Origin of the sequence: Mucilaginibacter sp. SG538B, from assembly GCF_013376065.1 — a bacterium.
GTDB classification, from domain to species: Bacteria; Bacteroidota; Bacteroidia; order Sphingobacteriales; family Sphingobacteriaceae; genus Mucilaginibacter; species Mucilaginibacter rubeus.
Genome location: NZ_JABMJI010000001.1, coordinates 1,007,888 through 1,025,084 on the forward strand (window position 1 = coordinate 1,007,888; position 17,197 = coordinate 1,025,084).

The 17,197-nt window shown below is 41.7% G+C and carries 11 protein-coding genes and 4 tRNA genes; 6 read left to right on the plus strand and 9 right to left on the minus strand.

Annotated elements, in window-relative coordinates; translation table 11 throughout:
• The first annotated feature begins 23 nt into the window (after positions 1-23).
• The 3 genes from FHW88_RS03905 (at position 24) to FHW88_RS03915 (ending at position 7,480) form a co-directional block, all read left to right on the plus strand.
• Positions 24-2,981 (plus strand): beta-galactosidase, encoded by a 2,958-nt coding sequence (locus FHW88_RS03905; protein WP_176623293.1) that lies wholly within the window; start codon positions 24-26, stop codon positions 2,979-2,981.
• Positions 2,982-2,995: 14 nt separating this feature from the next.
• Positions 2,996-4,123: an acyltransferase family protein gene (locus tag FHW88_RS03910; protein WP_176623295.1), complete on the plus strand. Its 1,128-nt coding sequence runs from the start codon at positions 2,996-2,998 to the stop codon at positions 4,121-4,123.
• A gap of 129 nt (positions 4,124-4,252) precedes the next feature.
• Positions 4,253-7,480: a GH92 family glycosyl hydrolase gene (locus tag FHW88_RS03915; protein ID WP_176623297.1), complete on the plus strand. Its 3,228-nt coding sequence runs from the start codon at positions 4,253-4,255 to the stop codon at positions 7,478-7,480.
• A gap of 43 nt (positions 7,481-7,523) precedes the next feature.
• Here FHW88_RS03915 and FHW88_RS03920 read toward each other — a convergent pair whose 3' ends face one another.
• The 4 genes from FHW88_RS03920 to FHW88_RS03935 all read right to left on the minus strand — a co-directional run bounded on the left by FHW88_RS03920 (position 7,524) and on the right by FHW88_RS03935 (position 10,099).
• Positions 7,524-8,552: a LacI family DNA-binding transcriptional regulator gene (locus FHW88_RS03920; protein WP_090523582.1), complete on the minus strand. Its 1,029-nt coding sequence runs from the start codon at positions 8,550-8,552 to the stop codon at positions 7,524-7,526.
• A gap of 158 nt (positions 8,553-8,710) precedes the next feature.
• Positions 8,711-8,783 (minus strand) — tRNA-Lys (locus FHW88_RS03925).
• Between the two features lie 87 nt (positions 8,784-8,870).
• Positions 8,871-8,943 (minus strand) — tRNA-Lys (locus tag FHW88_RS03930).
• A 133-nt stretch (positions 8,944-9,076) separates the two neighbouring features.
• Positions 9,077-10,099 (minus strand): WD40/YVTN/BNR-like repeat-containing protein, encoded by a 1,023-nt coding sequence (locus FHW88_RS03935; RefSeq protein WP_176623299.1) that lies wholly within the window; start codon positions 10,097-10,099, stop codon positions 9,077-9,079.
• 140 nt (positions 10,100-10,239) lie between these two features.
• Here FHW88_RS03935 and FHW88_RS03940 point away from each other — a divergent pair.
• Together FHW88_RS03940 and FHW88_RS03945 are read left to right on the plus strand one after the other, a co-directional pair.
• Positions 10,240-10,323 (plus strand) — tRNA-Leu (locus FHW88_RS03940).
• A 63-nt stretch (positions 10,324-10,386) separates the two neighbouring features.
• Positions 10,387-10,470: transfer RNA gene (locus FHW88_RS03945), tRNA-Leu, on the plus strand.
• A 19-nt stretch (positions 10,471-10,489) separates the two neighbouring features.
• Here FHW88_RS03945 and FHW88_RS03950 read toward each other — a convergent pair.
• The 4 genes from FHW88_RS03950 to FHW88_RS03965 all read right to left on the minus strand — a co-directional run bounded on the left by FHW88_RS03950 (position 10,490) and on the right by FHW88_RS03965 (position 14,517).
• Positions 10,490-10,741 carry a hypothetical protein gene (locus FHW88_RS03950; RefSeq protein WP_176623301.1) on the minus strand — a complete coding sequence of 84 codons (252 nt, stop codon included), beginning with the start codon at positions 10,739-10,741 and terminating at the stop codon, positions 10,490-10,492.
• Positions 10,742-10,762: 21 nt separating this feature from the next.
• Entirely contained in the window at positions 10,763-11,362 is a 600-nt protein-coding gene (locus FHW88_RS03955; RefSeq protein ID WP_176623303.1) for a hypothetical protein, read from the minus strand.
• Between the two features lie 431 nt (positions 11,363-11,793).
• Complete coding sequence (locus FHW88_RS03960) at positions 11,794-12,366, minus strand: hypothetical protein (RefSeq protein WP_176623305.1); 573 nt, start codon at positions 12,364-12,366, stop codon at positions 11,794-11,796.
• A 171-nt stretch (positions 12,367-12,537) separates the two neighbouring features.
• Positions 12,538-14,517 carry a hypothetical protein gene (locus tag FHW88_RS03965; protein ID WP_176623307.1) on the minus strand — a complete coding sequence of 660 codons (1,980 nt, stop codon included), beginning with the start codon at positions 14,515-14,517 and terminating at the stop codon, positions 12,538-12,540.
• Positions 14,518-14,623: 106 nt separating this feature from the next.
• On the opposite strand from FHW88_RS03965, the gene FHW88_RS03970 reads away from it, so the two are divergent.
• Complete coding sequence (locus FHW88_RS03970; RefSeq protein WP_176623309.1) at positions 14,624-15,073, plus strand: hypothetical protein; 450 nt, start codon at positions 14,624-14,626, stop codon at positions 15,071-15,073.
• Positions 15,074-15,078: 5 nt separating this feature from the next.
• On the opposite strand, the gene FHW88_RS03975 is transcribed toward FHW88_RS03970, so the two are convergent.
• Positions 15,079-17,184 carry a hypothetical protein gene (locus FHW88_RS03975; protein ID WP_176623312.1) on the minus strand — a complete coding sequence of 702 codons (2,106 nt, stop codon included), beginning with the start codon at positions 17,182-17,184 and terminating at the stop codon, positions 15,079-15,081.
• Positions 17,185-17,197: the final 13 nt, after the last annotated feature.

Consider the following 17,197-nt stretch of genomic DNA (forward strand, 5'->3'; position numbering starts at 1 on the left):
TAAGTCTGGATTTTTGAAGAATCATGAGAATACGCTACGCTATATTTACATTTATCTTACTACTAACCGCTTTCACAGCAGCCCACAGCCAGGGCTCAAACGATCATATTTTTCCAGCCACAGCAGTTGCAAAGCCTTATATTGATTTTGACAGCAAAGGCTTTATTGTTCAGGGTAAACGCACATTTATCGCATCGGCCGGGTTGGAATACGCCCGCATCCCGCATGAACTTTGGTATGATAGATTACTGCGGATAAAACGGGCGGGTTTTAACTGTATAGAGATCTATACCATCTGGAATTTTCATGAAGAGCAGCCCGGTAAATTCAATTTCAACGGCGACCGTGACCTTGGGAAATTCCTGGATATAGTAAAACAGTTGGGCTTATATGCTATTGTTCGCGTTGGCCCGTATTACTGTGCTGAGTGGGATAACGGCGGCTACCCGATATGGCTTAAATTTAAAAAAGGCCTGAGGGTACGTGAGGACAATAAACCATTTGAGCAATATGTAGATCGCTTTTTCGATCATCTTTTGCCGGTAGTATTCCAAAGACAGATCAATAAAGGTGGCGCAGTAATACTGGTTCAGCTTGAAAACGAGCATCCTAATGGTTGGGGAACTGTAATGCCTGATGGTTATTTCAAACACCTGCAGGCGAAGGCTTCGGATCTGGGCTTGCAGGTACCATATTTCTTCAGCGGTTTACATCATGCCAGCGACCCGGCGGGCGATGGAAAGCTTGACGATGATAAACGGCCAAACCCGTGGTTTTCTACCGAGTTCTGGGCCGTTTGGTATTCGCAATATGGTGCTAAGCCGGGCGATGCTGAGCTTTATGACAGGCGTACCTGGAAAATCATTGCTCACGGTGGTAATGGTTATAATTACTACATGGCCCATGGCGGTTCAAATTTTGGCTATACCAATAATGATGAGGACGCAGCTTCATACGATTATGGCACTGGTATAGGCCAGGCCGGTGATCTGCGACCAATCTATTACACTTTTAAACGGGCCGCATGGTTCTCCCGCAGTTTTCAGAATGTATTGGAGAACAGCACTAACGCTGCGGAAACATACAAAGGCATTGCCGTTAACACAACGGTTAAAATATCTGCCCGTACAAGCCCGGCAGGTGATCTGATATTCCTGGATAATCCGGGTACATCTAAGGTAAGTTCATCATTAAATATCAAGGGTAACGAGAACCTGTTTGCGGGAAAAAAGATCAGCCTACAGCCCAAAGAGATTTATCCGTTGGTACACAATTATAGGCTTAACGATGAGGTTACGCTTGATTGGGCACTTACCCGCGTGTTTGCTATTGTTAGGCAGGCTAATACCACAACTATAATTGTTGAGGCTGAAGCCGATGATCCGCTGCTTCTTCGTTTCAATACTAAAGAGACAGCTTCATCAGCAAAGGCTTCGGTAAAAATCGATAACAATAATGTGCTTATCGATGAGCAAATGCCGGCAATCGCGGAAAAGGTTGTTGAATATAGTTTTAACGTTGGTTCGCAAACTGTAAGAGTTTTAGTCATGAATCGTGCTTTAACCGATAAAACGTGGATTACCGAAAGCAAAGACAAAAACTACATCATCACTGGGTTGAACTATGTTGGTGAGGCATCGGTTAAAAATGGCCAGTTAAAATTAATAGCAGAAACGCCTTTAACCGAGAGCATAATTCAGAAAGCGGTATTATATACTGATCGCAAGGAGATACCATTCAGCCTTGATGCGCAGAAAGGCAATCAGCAGTCAACTATCAGCTTAGCTAACTGGCAATATAAAAACGCGGCCGTTAACGCGGCAACAAATGTAAACACAAGCAGCTGGCTCAAATCAAAGGATCCGAAGCCAATGGGAGCGGATGACGATATAACTGCCGATGCCTGGTATAGGACTATCATAAATATACCATCCAACGGAAAATATACCCTGCAGGTAAAAGGTGGCGGCAGGGGTCAAGCTTTTATTGACAGCAAACCCACGGCTAAATGGAAACTGAATGATAATGAATTAACGCTTAACCTTATCAAAGGCAAACATACACTGGCCGTTTTTGCGGCACATGATGGCCGCGATAAGCTGGCTGCCTATCTTGGCCCGATAGATGAAGTAGACAGCAAAGGCCTTTTCGGTAAGGCCTTGATCAAAAAGGGCGGACCGTTCATTTCTGAGCTTGGTGACTGGTATTTTGCCAAAGCCAACAAAAAAGACGATGTAAAGCAAGGACCACCGGCATTTGATACATTGATATACAAAAAATATAAAATAGGCAATGATGTTTTTAACCTGAAAGAGGGTTTTGCCTGGTTTCACACAACTATTTCGCAGCAGCCGGCGGGTACTTCAAAATTAGCAGTGCTGTTTAAAAGCGTTGACGAAAACGCCACCGTATTTATTAACGGTAAACAAGTAGCCCATCATGACGGCTGGAACCAGCCATTTGAAGTGAACATTATTGATGCAGAAACCTTAAAACACCCGGTTGATCTTATCCTTTTTATTGAAAATTACTCAAATGAAGGAGGCATCGATCAATCTGTAAAAATCAATGCCATAGGTGATGCAACAGCGGTAATTAACTGGCAATTAAAAGGTGGTCCGGGTGATGCACAAGCTATTCAGGGCTGGACTAAGCTTGACGCAGCAAAGCAAATGAAAAATGCTCCGGCCTTTTATCGTACAACTTTCAACTTGCCTCAATCAAACGGAAATACATTCATCTGGCGTTTTGATCCTGTTGGTTTAGGTCACGGTTCTGTTTGGGTTAACGGTCATAACCTTGGCAGGTATCCCGAAAAACTGGATCTGAAAAGCCTTTATATCCCCGAATGCTGGCTTAAACCGGGTTTAAACCAGGTGGTGGTTTATGACGAAGAAGGCAATAGTATCAATAAAACCCGCATTGTGGCCGAAGAAGCAGCGGGCAGATCAATCAAAGAAATTTCAATACCCCTTAATTAATAGAATAGCAGAAAATGGCTACAATAACCGAAAGATTTACCGCACTTGATGTTTTCCGTGGTATGACCATTTGCTTCATGATCATCGTTAACGCCCCCGGCTCGGGGGCAAACGTATGGTCGCCGCTTGACCATGCATCCTGGATTGGTTTTACACCTACCGATCTGGTTTTTCCATCATTCCTTTTTGCAGTTGGCAACGCGCTTAGTTTCTCTAAAAAGAAATTTGAAACGGATGCCGCTTTTATAGGCAAGATCTTTAAGCGCACGGTGATCATTTTCCTGCTGGGGTATCTGATGTACTGGTTCCCTTTCTTCCATCGTGAAGCGGGTAATTGGGTGTTTAACCCACTAAGCCATACCCGTATCATGGGCGTGTTGCAGCGAATAGCGCTGTGCTACTTTTTTGGCGCACTGATAGTTCATTATTGCTCGCAAAAGACGGCCATCGTTATCTCTGCTGTGCTTTTATTGGGCTACTGGGCATTCCTGATATTTTGCGGCGAACAGGGTAAAGAGTATACCATGCTTGGCAATGCGGGCACCCGATTAGATATTGTGTTAATGGGAAACGATCATTTATATCACGATAAAGGCGGTCCGATAGCTTTTGACCCGGAGGGTTTACTCAGCACCATGACAGCCATTGTGAATGTAATTGGCGGTTATCTGGCCGGAGCGTTTATACAGCGTAAGGGTAAAAACTATGAGTCGGTTGCCCGTTTGTTTATGTGCGGTGTTTTACTGATTGCTATTTCCTTATTCTGGGCGCAATTTTTCCCAGTTGCTAAAAAACTATGGACGAGCTCATTTACACTACTTACTATCGGTATTGATCTTTTACTGTTAGGCTTCATGGTATTTGCTATCGAGATAAAAAAGATCAAGAGTGGTACAAATTTCTTCCAGGTTTTCGGGCGCAATTCACTGGCTATTTACCTGCTTTCGGAGTTGCTGTTAACAGTTTTTCAAACCATTTGGGTAAAACCACAGCTAAGCTTTTACGACTGGATAAACCAGGCGCTTTATCAAAAGATCTTCCCCGGCGCATTTGGTACACTGGTATTTGCACTATGTTATATGATGCTTTGCTGGCTGGTGGCTTGGGTGCTTGATAAAAAGAAGATCTATATAAAAATATAACAATTTACGTAGAGACGCATAATTGCGTCTCTAATTGTACAGAGACGGCATACACTTTAAATGCCCGTGCAAAGCAGGAGACGCAATTATGCGTCTTTACATTAGTGTTTTAAATTATTGATTGCGCAATTGAAGAAGATATTCTGTTTAGTTTCAGTCATTACATTATTGGGCAGCAACCTCTATGCCCAGCATACAGACCATCTGCAATATGTTGATCCGTTTATCGGTACATCACTTAGCAATGTGCTTACCAAATGGGGTAATAATGGAGGTTGTTATCCGGGAGCTGTTGCGCCGTCGGGCAGCGTACAACTAAGTCCCGAAACAAGGACTACAGGGGCAAGGGGATATAACTACACCGATAGCTCAATTTATTATTTCAGTTGTTTTGGCCACATGAGCGGCTTTCCTGAAGGATCATCAGGCCACTTTTTTGTGATGCCGTTTAGTGGTAGTGAAAGTTTTGAACCGGGAAAGTCAAGCCTGCATTTTTCGCACAAAAAAGAAACTGCCGTACCGGGCTATTATAAAGTGAATTTTGATAACCAGCGGATTACCGCCGAAGCTACAGCTACTACTAGAACAGGCATGTTTCGGTTTATGTTCAATGGAAGCACTAATCCACAAATTTTCGTTGGAAATGCCGGTGAAATCCAGGCGATATCAAGTAAAGTGATCCATACTTCAGTTGCAAACGCTGTGATAAACTTTAGCGAAAGATACACGGAAAAAAAGGAAGTTAAAGGAGGCTGGGTTTTCACTTTCCCGAAGACTAAAGTGATTACTTTGCGCTTAAGTAAATCATCAGTTAGCTATCTCAATGCACAGCATAATATTGATCAGGAAATCGGTAGCTTAACTTTTAATGAGATCCGCGCGAAAACCGGCAGCGAATGGGCTAAAGTATTATCGGTAGTTGATATAATCGACGGTAACGAGCAAAACAAAACAGTATTTTATACGGCGCTTTACCATTCGCTGTTATTGCCTTGGGTTGTTGATGATGCTGATGGCAATTATCGGGGGAATGATGGCGAGGTTCATCAAAAAACAGGGCAAAATCAGTACGGGGCTTTCTCTCCATGGGATACTTTCCGGTCGCTGCACCCATTACTTACACTGCTTTATCCACAGAAGCAGCAGGATGTGATCTTATCCATGCTTGATGTTTACAAGCAAAGCGGGCATCTGCCAACAGAAAGCATGACGGGCAATCATGCTATTCCTATCATTGTTGACTCATACTTAAAAGGCATTACTGGTTTCGATAAAGAGCTTGCTTACAAGGCTATGAAGAAGGATTTGGTTGATGGCCCATTCGTGCAATCGGACATGGAAGTGTACTGTCAAAAAGGCTACGTTCCATTCACCAAACCTGAGTCGGTTACCCGCACTGTAGAATATGCTTATGATGATTGGGCTTTATCGCAATTTGCCGAAAAGGCGATGGGAGATAAACAAACCGCTCAATTATTAGCAAACAGGGGATTTAGTTACCGTAATCTTTTAAATAAAGATGAACTCTTTATGCTTCCGCGTAATGGTGATGAGTTTAAACTGCAGCCCGGTACATCAGGATATAAAGAGGGCGATAAATGGGTGTACTCGTACTTTGTACCTCAAAACGGTAAAGACCTTATTAACATGACCGGCGGCAACGAACAATTCTCCGCCCGGCTTGACCCTGCCCTGCGCAATAATGTTATTCTATTTGATAACGAAACTGTTTTCCATTTGCCTTATATGTTCAATCAGGCAGGTAAGCCTCAGTTAACACAAAAATGGGTGAGGGATATTATGCTCAACAGGTTCAGCGCCACACCCGGTGGTTTACCCGGTAATGATGACTTGGGTTCAACATCAAGCTGGTATGTCTTTAGCTCGCTCGGGATATATCCGGTATGTCCTGGTAATCCGCTTTACGCTATCGGTGCGCCTTTGTTCAAATCTGTAACGCTTCATTTACCCAATGGCAAAAAGTTCATCATCGGCAGTAATAATTCATCTGAAAAAAATAATTACGTACAGGCTCTGCATGTGAATGGCAAAGCCTGGCAGCAATTGGCCCTGCCACATTCGGTGTTGGTTAACGGTGGTGCAATGACTTTTGATATGGGGAAAGCCCCAGGTAACTGGCCAACCGATAAAGATCCGATTGAGCTATCGGCCACACAAAAAAATACTGCCTTTAGTATAGCGAGTTATTCGGTCGATAAAAAAAATGCAGTGCCTGACGAGCCGCTTGTGATAAGGTTTAAACTTAAAAATACAGGTAGCAAGGGCATTAAAACCATAAAGCTGTTGGTTAACGGAAAGCCATATAGTTATAAAAACTGCCTGGTTGAGCCGGGACAAACTGTTCAGGATTCTATTGAGTTTCGCCTTTACCCTGTGGGAAAAACGGTACTGAAGCTTGATAATACACTACCGTTGATTGTCGAAGTGAATCTGCCTGCAAAACCGCAGGAGCAAGCTTTTAAAATATCGGGGCTGGAAGTAAAACCGATGATCAGGTTGAATGAAAGCCAGGAAATAAAATACCGGATAAAAAATACTGGCGGATTAAAGCAAACCTTTATTATACCTGTAATCCAGAATGATTCGGTTGTTTTTACCGATAATATTAAACTTGATGCCGGTGAAGTTAAAACCATTAGTCATCATATAAAAGCTTCCAAAAACGGATTTGAATATGTGAGGGTCGATACGGCGAAAACTATCTACAAGGTTTATGAAAATGCTACAGAATCATTATTACTTGATTTCGCATCGATAGCCCGTGGTAAGATAGTAGCTGATAGTTCGGGCTTTCATAACAACGGAAATGTTATTTCATCTTCAGTAACAACTACTAATGATAAACTATTATTTAGCGATAGTACTTATTTGGAAGTCCCAAACTCACCATCTTTGGACAATATGGATGAATCCATTACTATGATGGGATGGGTTTACCCGATGGGCAATGAGAAAGGTTTGGTTGATATCATTACCAAAGGCGATAACGATGTATTGCAAATGACCGATAACAGAACCCTGACTTTTTTTGCGGGCGGATGGGGCAGGGGCGACTGTACTGTAAACCTCCCTGCCGACTGGCAACAACACTGGCACCACATTGCGGGCGTGTGCAACGGCAAAAAGCTGTATGTTTATATCGATAGTGTTTTGGCCGGAACCACGCTGTTAGAGGTAACCGCTGATCTGTCGGTAAATAACAAATGGACGTTAGGCCGAAACGAAGAGTTTCCATCGGAACGCGTGTTTCACGGCTTTATGGACAGAGTGAAAGTATTCAAAGCCGCATTATCTGCTGATGATATCAAAAATATAGTGTCGTCAGAAAAAAAGTAAGCTGGTAGTGTCTTCTACGTTTAAGAACGATATATAACAATCTCTAACTGGCTGTTGATGCTCTTGCTATCAATTGCGATGGCATTATCAGTTCCTGCTTGGCTTCATTAAGCCGCCCGGACAAGCGGCCGAAAAGGATTTCCGCTGCTTGCTTTCCCATATCATATGCAGGTTGTAAAATAGTAGTAAGCGATGGATTAAGTATGGCCGCGGTAATTTGATTGGTAAAACAAGCAACTTTTACATCACAAGGGATCTGTAGTTTCAGTTCATCGCAAGCCAGATAAGTTGCGGTAGCCAGCTGTTCAACGGTAGCTATGATACCATCGGGTTTAACGGTTGCCAAATGCGCTTTGATTATATTTACATTTTCGTCGGTATATTTGTTGGAGCAGGTTACTATTCCTGCATCTTTAACTACAAACCCATTGTCAGTTAAAGCGTTGCGATATCCTTGTTCCCGGGCGGTTAAAATAGAAGGATAGCCACTGATGGTAACCAGTGAGATGTTTTTACATCCGGCTTGCAATAAGTGTGTGGCTGCGTTGTAAGCGCTATTATAGTCGTCGGTTACTATTTTATCCGCAGTAATATCCTCGCACACCCTATCAAAAAAAACTATGGGGATGCCTGTTTCCTGTAATGTTTTAATATGTCCTGTATCCTGGGTGCTGCTGGCTACGGACATAATGAGGCCATCAACGCGTCCGCTGGCCAGGTCATTAAACATGGATGCTTCCCGTTCATAACTGTCATGGGTAAGGTAGATCAGCGCATGGTATTTTTTTGGCGCGACAATACTTTCAATGCCGTTAATGGCCTGGCTAAAAAAGCTGTCGGCAATTTCGGGTATAATGATGGCTATAGTATTGCTGCTTTGTTTGCGGAGACTGCTGGCATAAGCGTTAGGTACGTAATTTAAACGCCTGGCGGCTTCCATTACCCGCAGTTTGGTTTCAGGACTTATATCATAGCTATCGCGCAGCGCTTTGGATATGGTTGCGGTTGAAAGGTTAAGCTCTTTCGCAAGCGTTTTCATATTCACCTTATCGTTCTTATTACCGCCGGTCATTTTTAGTATTGGTTGTGCTTAATTGTGGAGCAATATAACGAAAAAGATGTTCAGTAGTTTCGACGCGACTCAACCTGAACGGAAGAAGGGCGTTTATATGTTAAAACAATGCGGGGTACGGTTTAAATGAGAAAAGGCACAATTTCTTGCGCCTTTTGTGATCCCGCTGGGACTCGAACCCAGGACCCCAACATTAAAAGTGTTATGCTCTACCGGCTGAGCTACGGAATCATTCTTTAAATTTTTCGCTTACTAAGGCGTGGCTGTTTAAAGGCAGCTTTTGTTTTTAAATAAAAAAGCCTCTTTTCAAAGGCTTTGTGATCCCGCTGGGACTCGAACCCAGGACCCCAACATTAAAAGTGTTATGCTCTACCGGCTGAGCTACGGAATCATTCTTTAAACTTCTTTGGTTCGGTTAACCGTTTCCGTTTAAAGTGGTGCAAATATAGGGTTCTTAATTATTCCCTGCAAGCTATTTTTTAAATTAATATTAAGGTTTTTTTAAGCCGTTAAAAACCAGTAAACTACAATTTTAGAACGGCTATTTTACCACTATTCCCGGCTAATAATACAAGCTTACCATGTTTTGCCTTGCGGCAAACATTAAAACTTGTGCTATCTATTTGTTTCCATGTTTGGCCGCCGTCAGTAGTAATATTACTCCCGGGTGTGCCTGTGGAAAGAAATATCCCGGATTTTATGTGCTCAACACTTGATTGAAAACCTGCCGGCCCTGTTTGGGGTGGTGTAAATGTGAGGACAGGGTGAACCGCCAGGATAGTCGCCACTGAATCTGTTTTTTTATCACTGGCATAATCACCTCCGACAATAATACCGGCATTTTGCCCTATCGATATTGAAAAAGCGCCTTCACTGCTTTTTCCATGTGTAAGTGGAAGGTTTGAATACTGCCATTGATTATTGTGAGGCTGTAAGGAAATAAGCCTGGCGTTACTACCCCCTGAAACGATGTATATCGCCTCTTTGCCCGATACTCTGAGGCATGTGCCACTTGCGGCAAACGATGCCTCTCCGGGCAATGCATCCGGGGCATTTTTTGACTCGTTCCAGGTTTCACCGCCGTCTTTGGTTTCCAGTAATAAAAATTTATTGTTGATCGGGTCGCCTAATATGTAGCCATGAAGGTTATCGGCAAAATCCATGGCGTCTAAAAAATAGGTGGTATCTGTTTTTCGATATTTTTCCTGCCAGGTTTGGCCGCCATCAACCGTTTTTAAGATGAGGGACGGCGTGCCCGAACTCATGATCACGGCTTCCTGATCATTGAATGCTTCGATATCCCGAAAGTCGGATTTTTCATAACCCTTTATTTGTTGCCAGCTCCAGGTTTTGCCGCCGTCGTTTGTTTTGGCGATGTATCCTTTGCTGCCGCTTATCCATGCCATATTATCATCAACTACAGATAAACCGCGGATGCTTGTTGGCTTATCCTGTTGTAAAACGGTAATAGTTTGTGCTTTCAGGACAGAATTGAACCACAAAGAACAAAGTAAGATACCTGAAATAAAAATGCGGTTTAGTTTCATTACGTTTGATATAAAGAGTTTTATGAAACCTAAGTTAGATTTTCAAAGGCCGTTAAACAACATAATATTGATTTTTTAATTTATTAAGTTGCAATTTGCCGGAAACGATTATATTTGCACGCTTGTTAATAAAACGATAAGCCCGGATGGCGAAATTGGTAAACGTTGCGGTCTCAGAAGCCGTTGAGAATTGTCTCTTGAGAGTTCGAGTCTCTCTTCGGGCACGCCTTTTTTAAAGTAAGAAAAATTAGAATGTGAGAATTGAAAGATTCTCACATTTTTTAAAAGCCCAGGTGGCGAAATTGGTAGACGCACCATCTTGAGGGGGTGGCATTCGTAAGGATGTACGAGTTCGAATCTCGTTCTGGGCACACCTCTTAAACAACGTATTTAAGATCTCTTCCCGTCTTTTAATCCACGGACTTCCTGCTGTAAAACATTAACTTGTCCTTCCAGTACTTTTAACCTGATCTCGGCGATCCTGCTTTGTGTTTCCTGCGATGAACGGATATCTTTAATGTCGCCTTTCAATTGGAAGTAGCCTGTCATTACCGAAACAACAATACTTATGGTGCTGGCTATGGTGACTATCATATTCTTTATGGTAATGCCCCTGATCTCTCTGTGTTCAAATGTTGTCATGATGTAGATATTATAAATTGGTTAAAGAAGCACAGCATTTGTGCTATAATGGTTGTGGATGCTCCCTGAATTTATTGGAGGGGCATTTATTCCTGTTACTTGTACCCGTAGGTGAAGCATATCAACATTTTCGATAGCATGTGAATAGTCAGTTGATGCTAATCCCTTGTTAAGATTGCTTAAACTAAGCGTGGCAACATCAATAGCTTCTTTTCCTTTAAAAAGAGCCATTGCCCAGTTAATTATTTCGGGGCCATATACCGCCAGGATAGCCAAACCTCCTGTTAATGCGCCTTCAAAAAGTGTGAATGCTCCCTCAGCCAGTTCTGAGCCTTTTTTAATTAAGTCCAGTATGTCTTTCCAGTTAAGAAACGCGCTAATCATATCAGGGATCTTATTGGCAACTTTGTCGCCTGAATCAGCCAGTTTGAGATTTTGAGTATTTAATTTGTCAATGGCATCAGTCAGTTTAGGAAGATCGGAGCTTAAAGTATTCAAAGGTTTTGACATATCAGCTATAGCATTGCGGAAGTTGACAAAGGCTTTGGTATATAGGTCGAGCTGTCTTTGTCCATCGCTGTTGACCTTAACATCGACGGTTATTTTTTTTTCATCTGGCATATAATGTAAGTTGTTTTAATTGGTTGATCGTTGTTGGAAATAGGAATGAGGGGTAGGAGGTGTTGGAAAGAGCTACTGTCGGTATGCGTTTTGCAGGATGGAAAGAGGGTTTTCTGTTTGAGTTAAAGATGTTAATGTCGTTTTTGCTTGTAAGCCAATTGTTTGTGACTACTGAACGGGTTTTATGCTTATGAATGTAGTTCCATATGGCATATTTATTACGCCGTTAAATACATCAGGTTTGGTGGTTTTTTAGAAAATTTGCCATCTCAAGTTATGGCTTATTTGACGGAAGAAGTAAATTGGAATGAACAAACAAATAGCATAGATTAACCTGTAGTGTGACCATAGCCATTTACTATTTATGAGGTAATATCCTATAATTACGTACACTAAATCATTTAGCCAGCGGTTTTTCTTAACGGTTTAAATCATGGCCGTTTGGTTATGCTTTGAATATTAAATTTAAACGTAGGGCTGTTAAAGCCTTCATGTAAATCGATGATATTATCAAAATCAATATTGTTTACGATATCCCTTACAAAGGTTCCTGAAACAATTACTCTGTCTCCGTCTTTCATTTCTTTCAAGGCATTTTTTACTGCGCCTGCGCTATCAATTTGAGCATCAAATATTATTGTACCAAATTCAGGAACTTTTTCGTCTAAATAATTATTCCTCGGAATCAATAATCTTACGCTGGTATCATAATCATCGTCTACAAGCGGTGTCGTTTTTATTGTCTCTATAACCGCTAACCATTGTTTTACATTCCCCTGCAAAGTATCTTGTACAAATTTTAAAATAGCTGCTTTATGGTATTTGACGGCATCGCCTTTTTTGATTGGGTTATCGTTAACTACTTTAGCGGAGTCGGCAATTTCAACTCTTTTAATGAGGGCCAGTTCCGGAGCAGGCATGTTTTTCAATTGGTCTCCCTGTTGTGTACTATCACTACAAGCAGCAAGGCAAAACAAAACGGGAATTAATCGTGATAATTTCATGATGTAGGTTTATTGATTTATTGTACAATAAAATGCTAATTTTTTTGGTAAATATACCATTTATATAATATCATACAAATGCTATTTAACAATTAATAATTATCATCCCAACTTCACCAATTCAACCTTCGTCGGCTGTCCTTTTCGCCAGCTATCAATTTTGTTGATGTATTAATAGCAACTATCCTGTTCAAGATAAACAGGAATAAGTAAATCGAGCTCAAGGATATCGCGGGGTGTAAGCAAAAAATATCTGACTACCTTTTTGGTTTGCGAAAGTATTTTTTCGAGCTGCGGATAATACTTTGTTTTTAAGCCAGACTGTATGCTACCGTTAACTCCCGGTTTATCGCTAAAGCAAAGGTTAAATTCACCGTCGGGTTTATAAAAATAAGGTACCGATACAACGTCATTTACCTCAACAGTTTTCTCGCCATCGGTAAATTTTACAGTAGGGTAGTTTTTAAGACTAAGCAGGTTTAACTTTTGATCTATCAATATTCTTGGCGATGTCCCGATACTAAAATCGTTGTTATCGCTGTCAGGATCGAGTTTTTTGATTTGAGCTATGGTTCCACCAGTAAAAGCCCGGTTAAGGGTAGGGGCAAATTGGCTTTCAAACAAATCTGCACTGGCCGGCAAGGTTTTGTCATTAACCACAATTTCTGCGTCGGCAAACTTTTTAGGCAGTACATTATCATCATCCTTGTATTTCATGTAGTTAACCTGTGCATATCCACCAAGCTGGAAGTTAATAGTTTTGCCCTGATCGATGCATTTGCTGGTCCAGTTTTTTGCGATTGGGATATTATCTGCAATATCAGCAAATGAGTTAAACGACACGGTGCGGGTACTGTTATCTGTTTGGCATACAATGCCGAAACGTTGTAGCGTATCCTTCAATAAATCCTTCTGACTAATATCCGGAAAAATACGTTCGCATTGAACCTGTTGACCGTATAAAATTGGTTTCTGGTCAACATCAAACCTAAATGCAGCACCTTTGTGAATGAATACCGTTGTATTGTAACGGTGCAGGTGATAAGAGATAAAAACCGAATCCCCTTTATTAAGTTCAAAATCGTATGTGAGTTTTAAGTTCTTAACCGGTTCTGTGCGCTCCCTGGTGTTAGGCGGATAGGCCTTGTCGGTAAAGTTTATCGTTTGTTTTGTTGAAACACTTTCATGCCCATTTGCATCGCGATAGTTGATAATGAGTTCAAAATACCCATTATCGCCAGTATTGGCAATACCATGCATATCCAAATCCAATATCAGGCTTGCTGTTCCGTTAACCCGCTCTTTTGCGTGGTATTCCTGAAACCCAATTGGTAATGTTCTATCCGTATTGTTGTTAGCATGCATGCCTAATTGCCCGCCATCTATTACGAGGTCGTTATTTGTTACATACAACATCGATGCTGATTTACTCAAGCCTTCAACAGAATTTTGAAAATCTGAGCCATGCTCAAATTCATCATTGGCAAACTGGCAAATAAGTTTAGGATATAACTCATTTTTAAGCAAGGAGCCTGTTGCTTTATAACCTGTGTTTTTGATCATTAGTTCGATTGCTGTTTTAATGAAAAAGCCGGGGCGCATGGTGTACACATCTAAAGGTTTATCAAAATCAACTTCGTTTATCGATCCATAGTCCACAACGGGCCATATCCAGCCGTCTGCCTTTTTTTGTGAGGCGATAATAGTATCCAGATTCCAGGGGTGGTCAAAAGCCTGCCACGGCAGGTTTTTACCCAAATTGGATGTTGGGCTGCTGCTATCGCCCATGTCATAGATTTTTCCCTCCAACGCATCAAAAAAATCAACGTTACCGCTTAGTATGGTGATGTTGGCCATATCCTGTTCAATGCTGTTAAGTACAGCCAGCCCGTAAGGAATAATCTCCAGCCCATCCTGGATGATTTTTGCCTGGTAATTATCATAAGGGAGCATAGTAGTAAAAGCTATATCATCCGGGAAACCCAGGATTTGACGGTTACGCTGTGTTAGCGGGATCTTAAACTGGTTGCTGGTATTGCCCTGCTGGTTTTTAACTTCGGCCAGGTTATTGATCTGGAAGGTAAGCGCAATAGGGCTGTCATCAGTTAAATCAACCACTTGGTCATTAATATAAAGTTGTATCTGATTCATGAAATTAGCAAATGTTAGTTGTTGATCGTTGTTTAAAACAATTGGTTTATTATCAATAATTTATTTAAGTTTATGATCCCGACCAATTAACCTGAAACAGCATTCAATGCATGTAAAGTATCTTTTGATAATTGCCATATTGGTATGTTGCCTGGTATCATGCAAAAAAGATGATAAGGCTGCTAACCCTGTAGTTACTATTACAGGTAAATGGTACCTGAAAAAATATCATACCCGCAGTTATAAAAACAATGTACTATTGAGAGATACTGCCCGTATAGATTACTCGGCTGCTGATTTTGAAATTTTTAATAATGATGGTTCAGGTTATACGTCAAACCGCACTCCGTCGGGCGAAACGGCGCTTATTGAATATCAATACACTTTGAAGGATAAAGTATTAACCATAAGTAAAACAACACCGGCATTTTATGAAGGCACTTATACCGTTAATACACTTAGCGAAAATGCACTTGAAGTAAGTTATGAAAGTAGTATAACTGTTGATGGTGATTATTACTATGGGATTGATAACATTAGTTTTACGAAAGAATAGGGCGGTTACTGGCTTTGAATATTTATCGACGGCATGTTGAATGTTACGCTAAACGGGGCCTGCCCGTTGCGGGTTTCATATTCGCTGTAGGTAGCCGTATTTATCACAATGGTTTGCCACCTGACAGGATTTTTATTTACCAGCATTTGTACCTTTGGCGAATATTTAATTGACTGCAGCCCGCGGATATCATTTACAGAAAGGTCTTCGGCCATAACCTTCATTTTTTGCCCTGCACTTTTGCTGATCACTTCTTCAATTCCTTCCTGGGTTTGCCAGTTTTGTACAAAGTTTTTAATTATAACAGCATTTTGAACATCCAGGCTTATTTCCTGGTTAAATACAAAACGATAGTAATTCCAGGAACCACTAAGCCCGATCCATCTCAGGTATACTGAATTATCATCAACAGCATCATCTATCCGTATAGTTTGTGCTTTGGTTAACGAATGCGAGCCATTTTCATCATCATACCTGATCTGGATATTGAAGTAATAGGCCACGGCCGGGAAGTTTGCATTAACCATAAGCCGGTGCAGGCCGGCGGGACCTGTTAAAGGCATGATAAAAGATGTCTGGTTCCCAATACTAAATTTGCTGCCATCTTCATTCAATATCCATGAATCATCTTCGTTTTGTAAATAATCGGGTTGTGAACCACCCGGTAGCGGGTTCCGGTTAATATCAAGCAAAGTAAGCAGGCAATAGGGTTGGAGGCCGGCCATCTCATCGGTGCAGATAAACCCAATATCGAATGGGTACCCGGCCGAATACACAGGTTCTTTAAAATCTGTTATCCATTGTGCAGGTGAGTTAACGTTTGGTACATAAGCTGCAAGGTTGCCGCCATATTTATCCCCGAGCTGTTTGGCCGCATAAACCACATAGTACGGATACCGAATTTGACTGAAGCTGCTTGTAAATCCTTCGTTTGAGCCATCATCATAATGCTGGGCGTACTCAACCGTATAAGCGGCGCAGAGATTGGTATCGCGATGATCAACCTGGTTGTAATCGCTGCTGTCGGCCGGGCGCAGCAAACTCTGTAAAAAGTTTGACAGGTCCGCTTTTACTAAGCCGGTATTATCCGGCCGGTTTACTGATTTTATAGCGGATAGGTTATTGGTAAGCGGATCGTTATAGGTAATGCGGGTATGTAGCTCATAATACGGGTACATGCTGTTGATATTAATAAAACCGGTAGTGTCACCGTTTATAAAGGAAGTATCAATCACTATGCTATTGGTGCCGGTTACTTTTTCAATGGTATAAACTCCTTTATAAGCGTTCGTATTCAGATAGATTTTATCCCCTTCCTTGACTTTAACCAAACCTGTATTGGTGTCTTTAAAATTGGCGTTAACACTGATGCAGGCATGCCCTTTTTCGCCGTCGGCTGTTATGTTGTTAATCGTGAAATCTTTTCTTTGATAGGTAAACACGATAGGATTGAACGCCGCGCTCCAGCGTGATATATATCCATCGGGGAGCATTACCGAAGGGTCACCGGTTAACAGATTGGTGGATGTTGAAATACTAACCTCCGCGGTGTCTGTACAGCCTAAGGGGTTACTGTCTTTTACAAGTATGTGTTTTAACCCTCCGCTTAGGTTTGTGAAAACAGGAGACGCCTGCCAGTTTACACCCAGATCGATACTATACAATATGGATGCAAAACTTGAGGTCGCGTTAACTGTAATCTGAGCGTCGGCAGCTCCCGGGGCCGACTCGATCTTATTAATAGCTATATAATTTATCTTCAGATCACAAACAGAGGGATTGGGGGAAGGATTGTCACCGGCTTTGACAGCAATTATGCTGAACGATACATAATTACTCCGAATCATATCGCCCTGGGGACTATATTCGTAATCCCTGATGATACCTGAATAAAGTGGGAATGATTGCCCGGCTACAATAACGGTGAAGGTGCTTGTATACCCGTTTTCGTTACGCTGATAGGTGACTTCGCAGTTATTGCCATTGGTAGGCTGCCTGGTATCAGCATCAATAATGCTGATGAATACATCGCCCTGATCGATTTGTCCCCCGTTTTGGTCGGGGTAGGTTGTTGAGCTGATGGTTTCATTAATAGTGGCTGTTATATTCATTTTTTATTGGTTA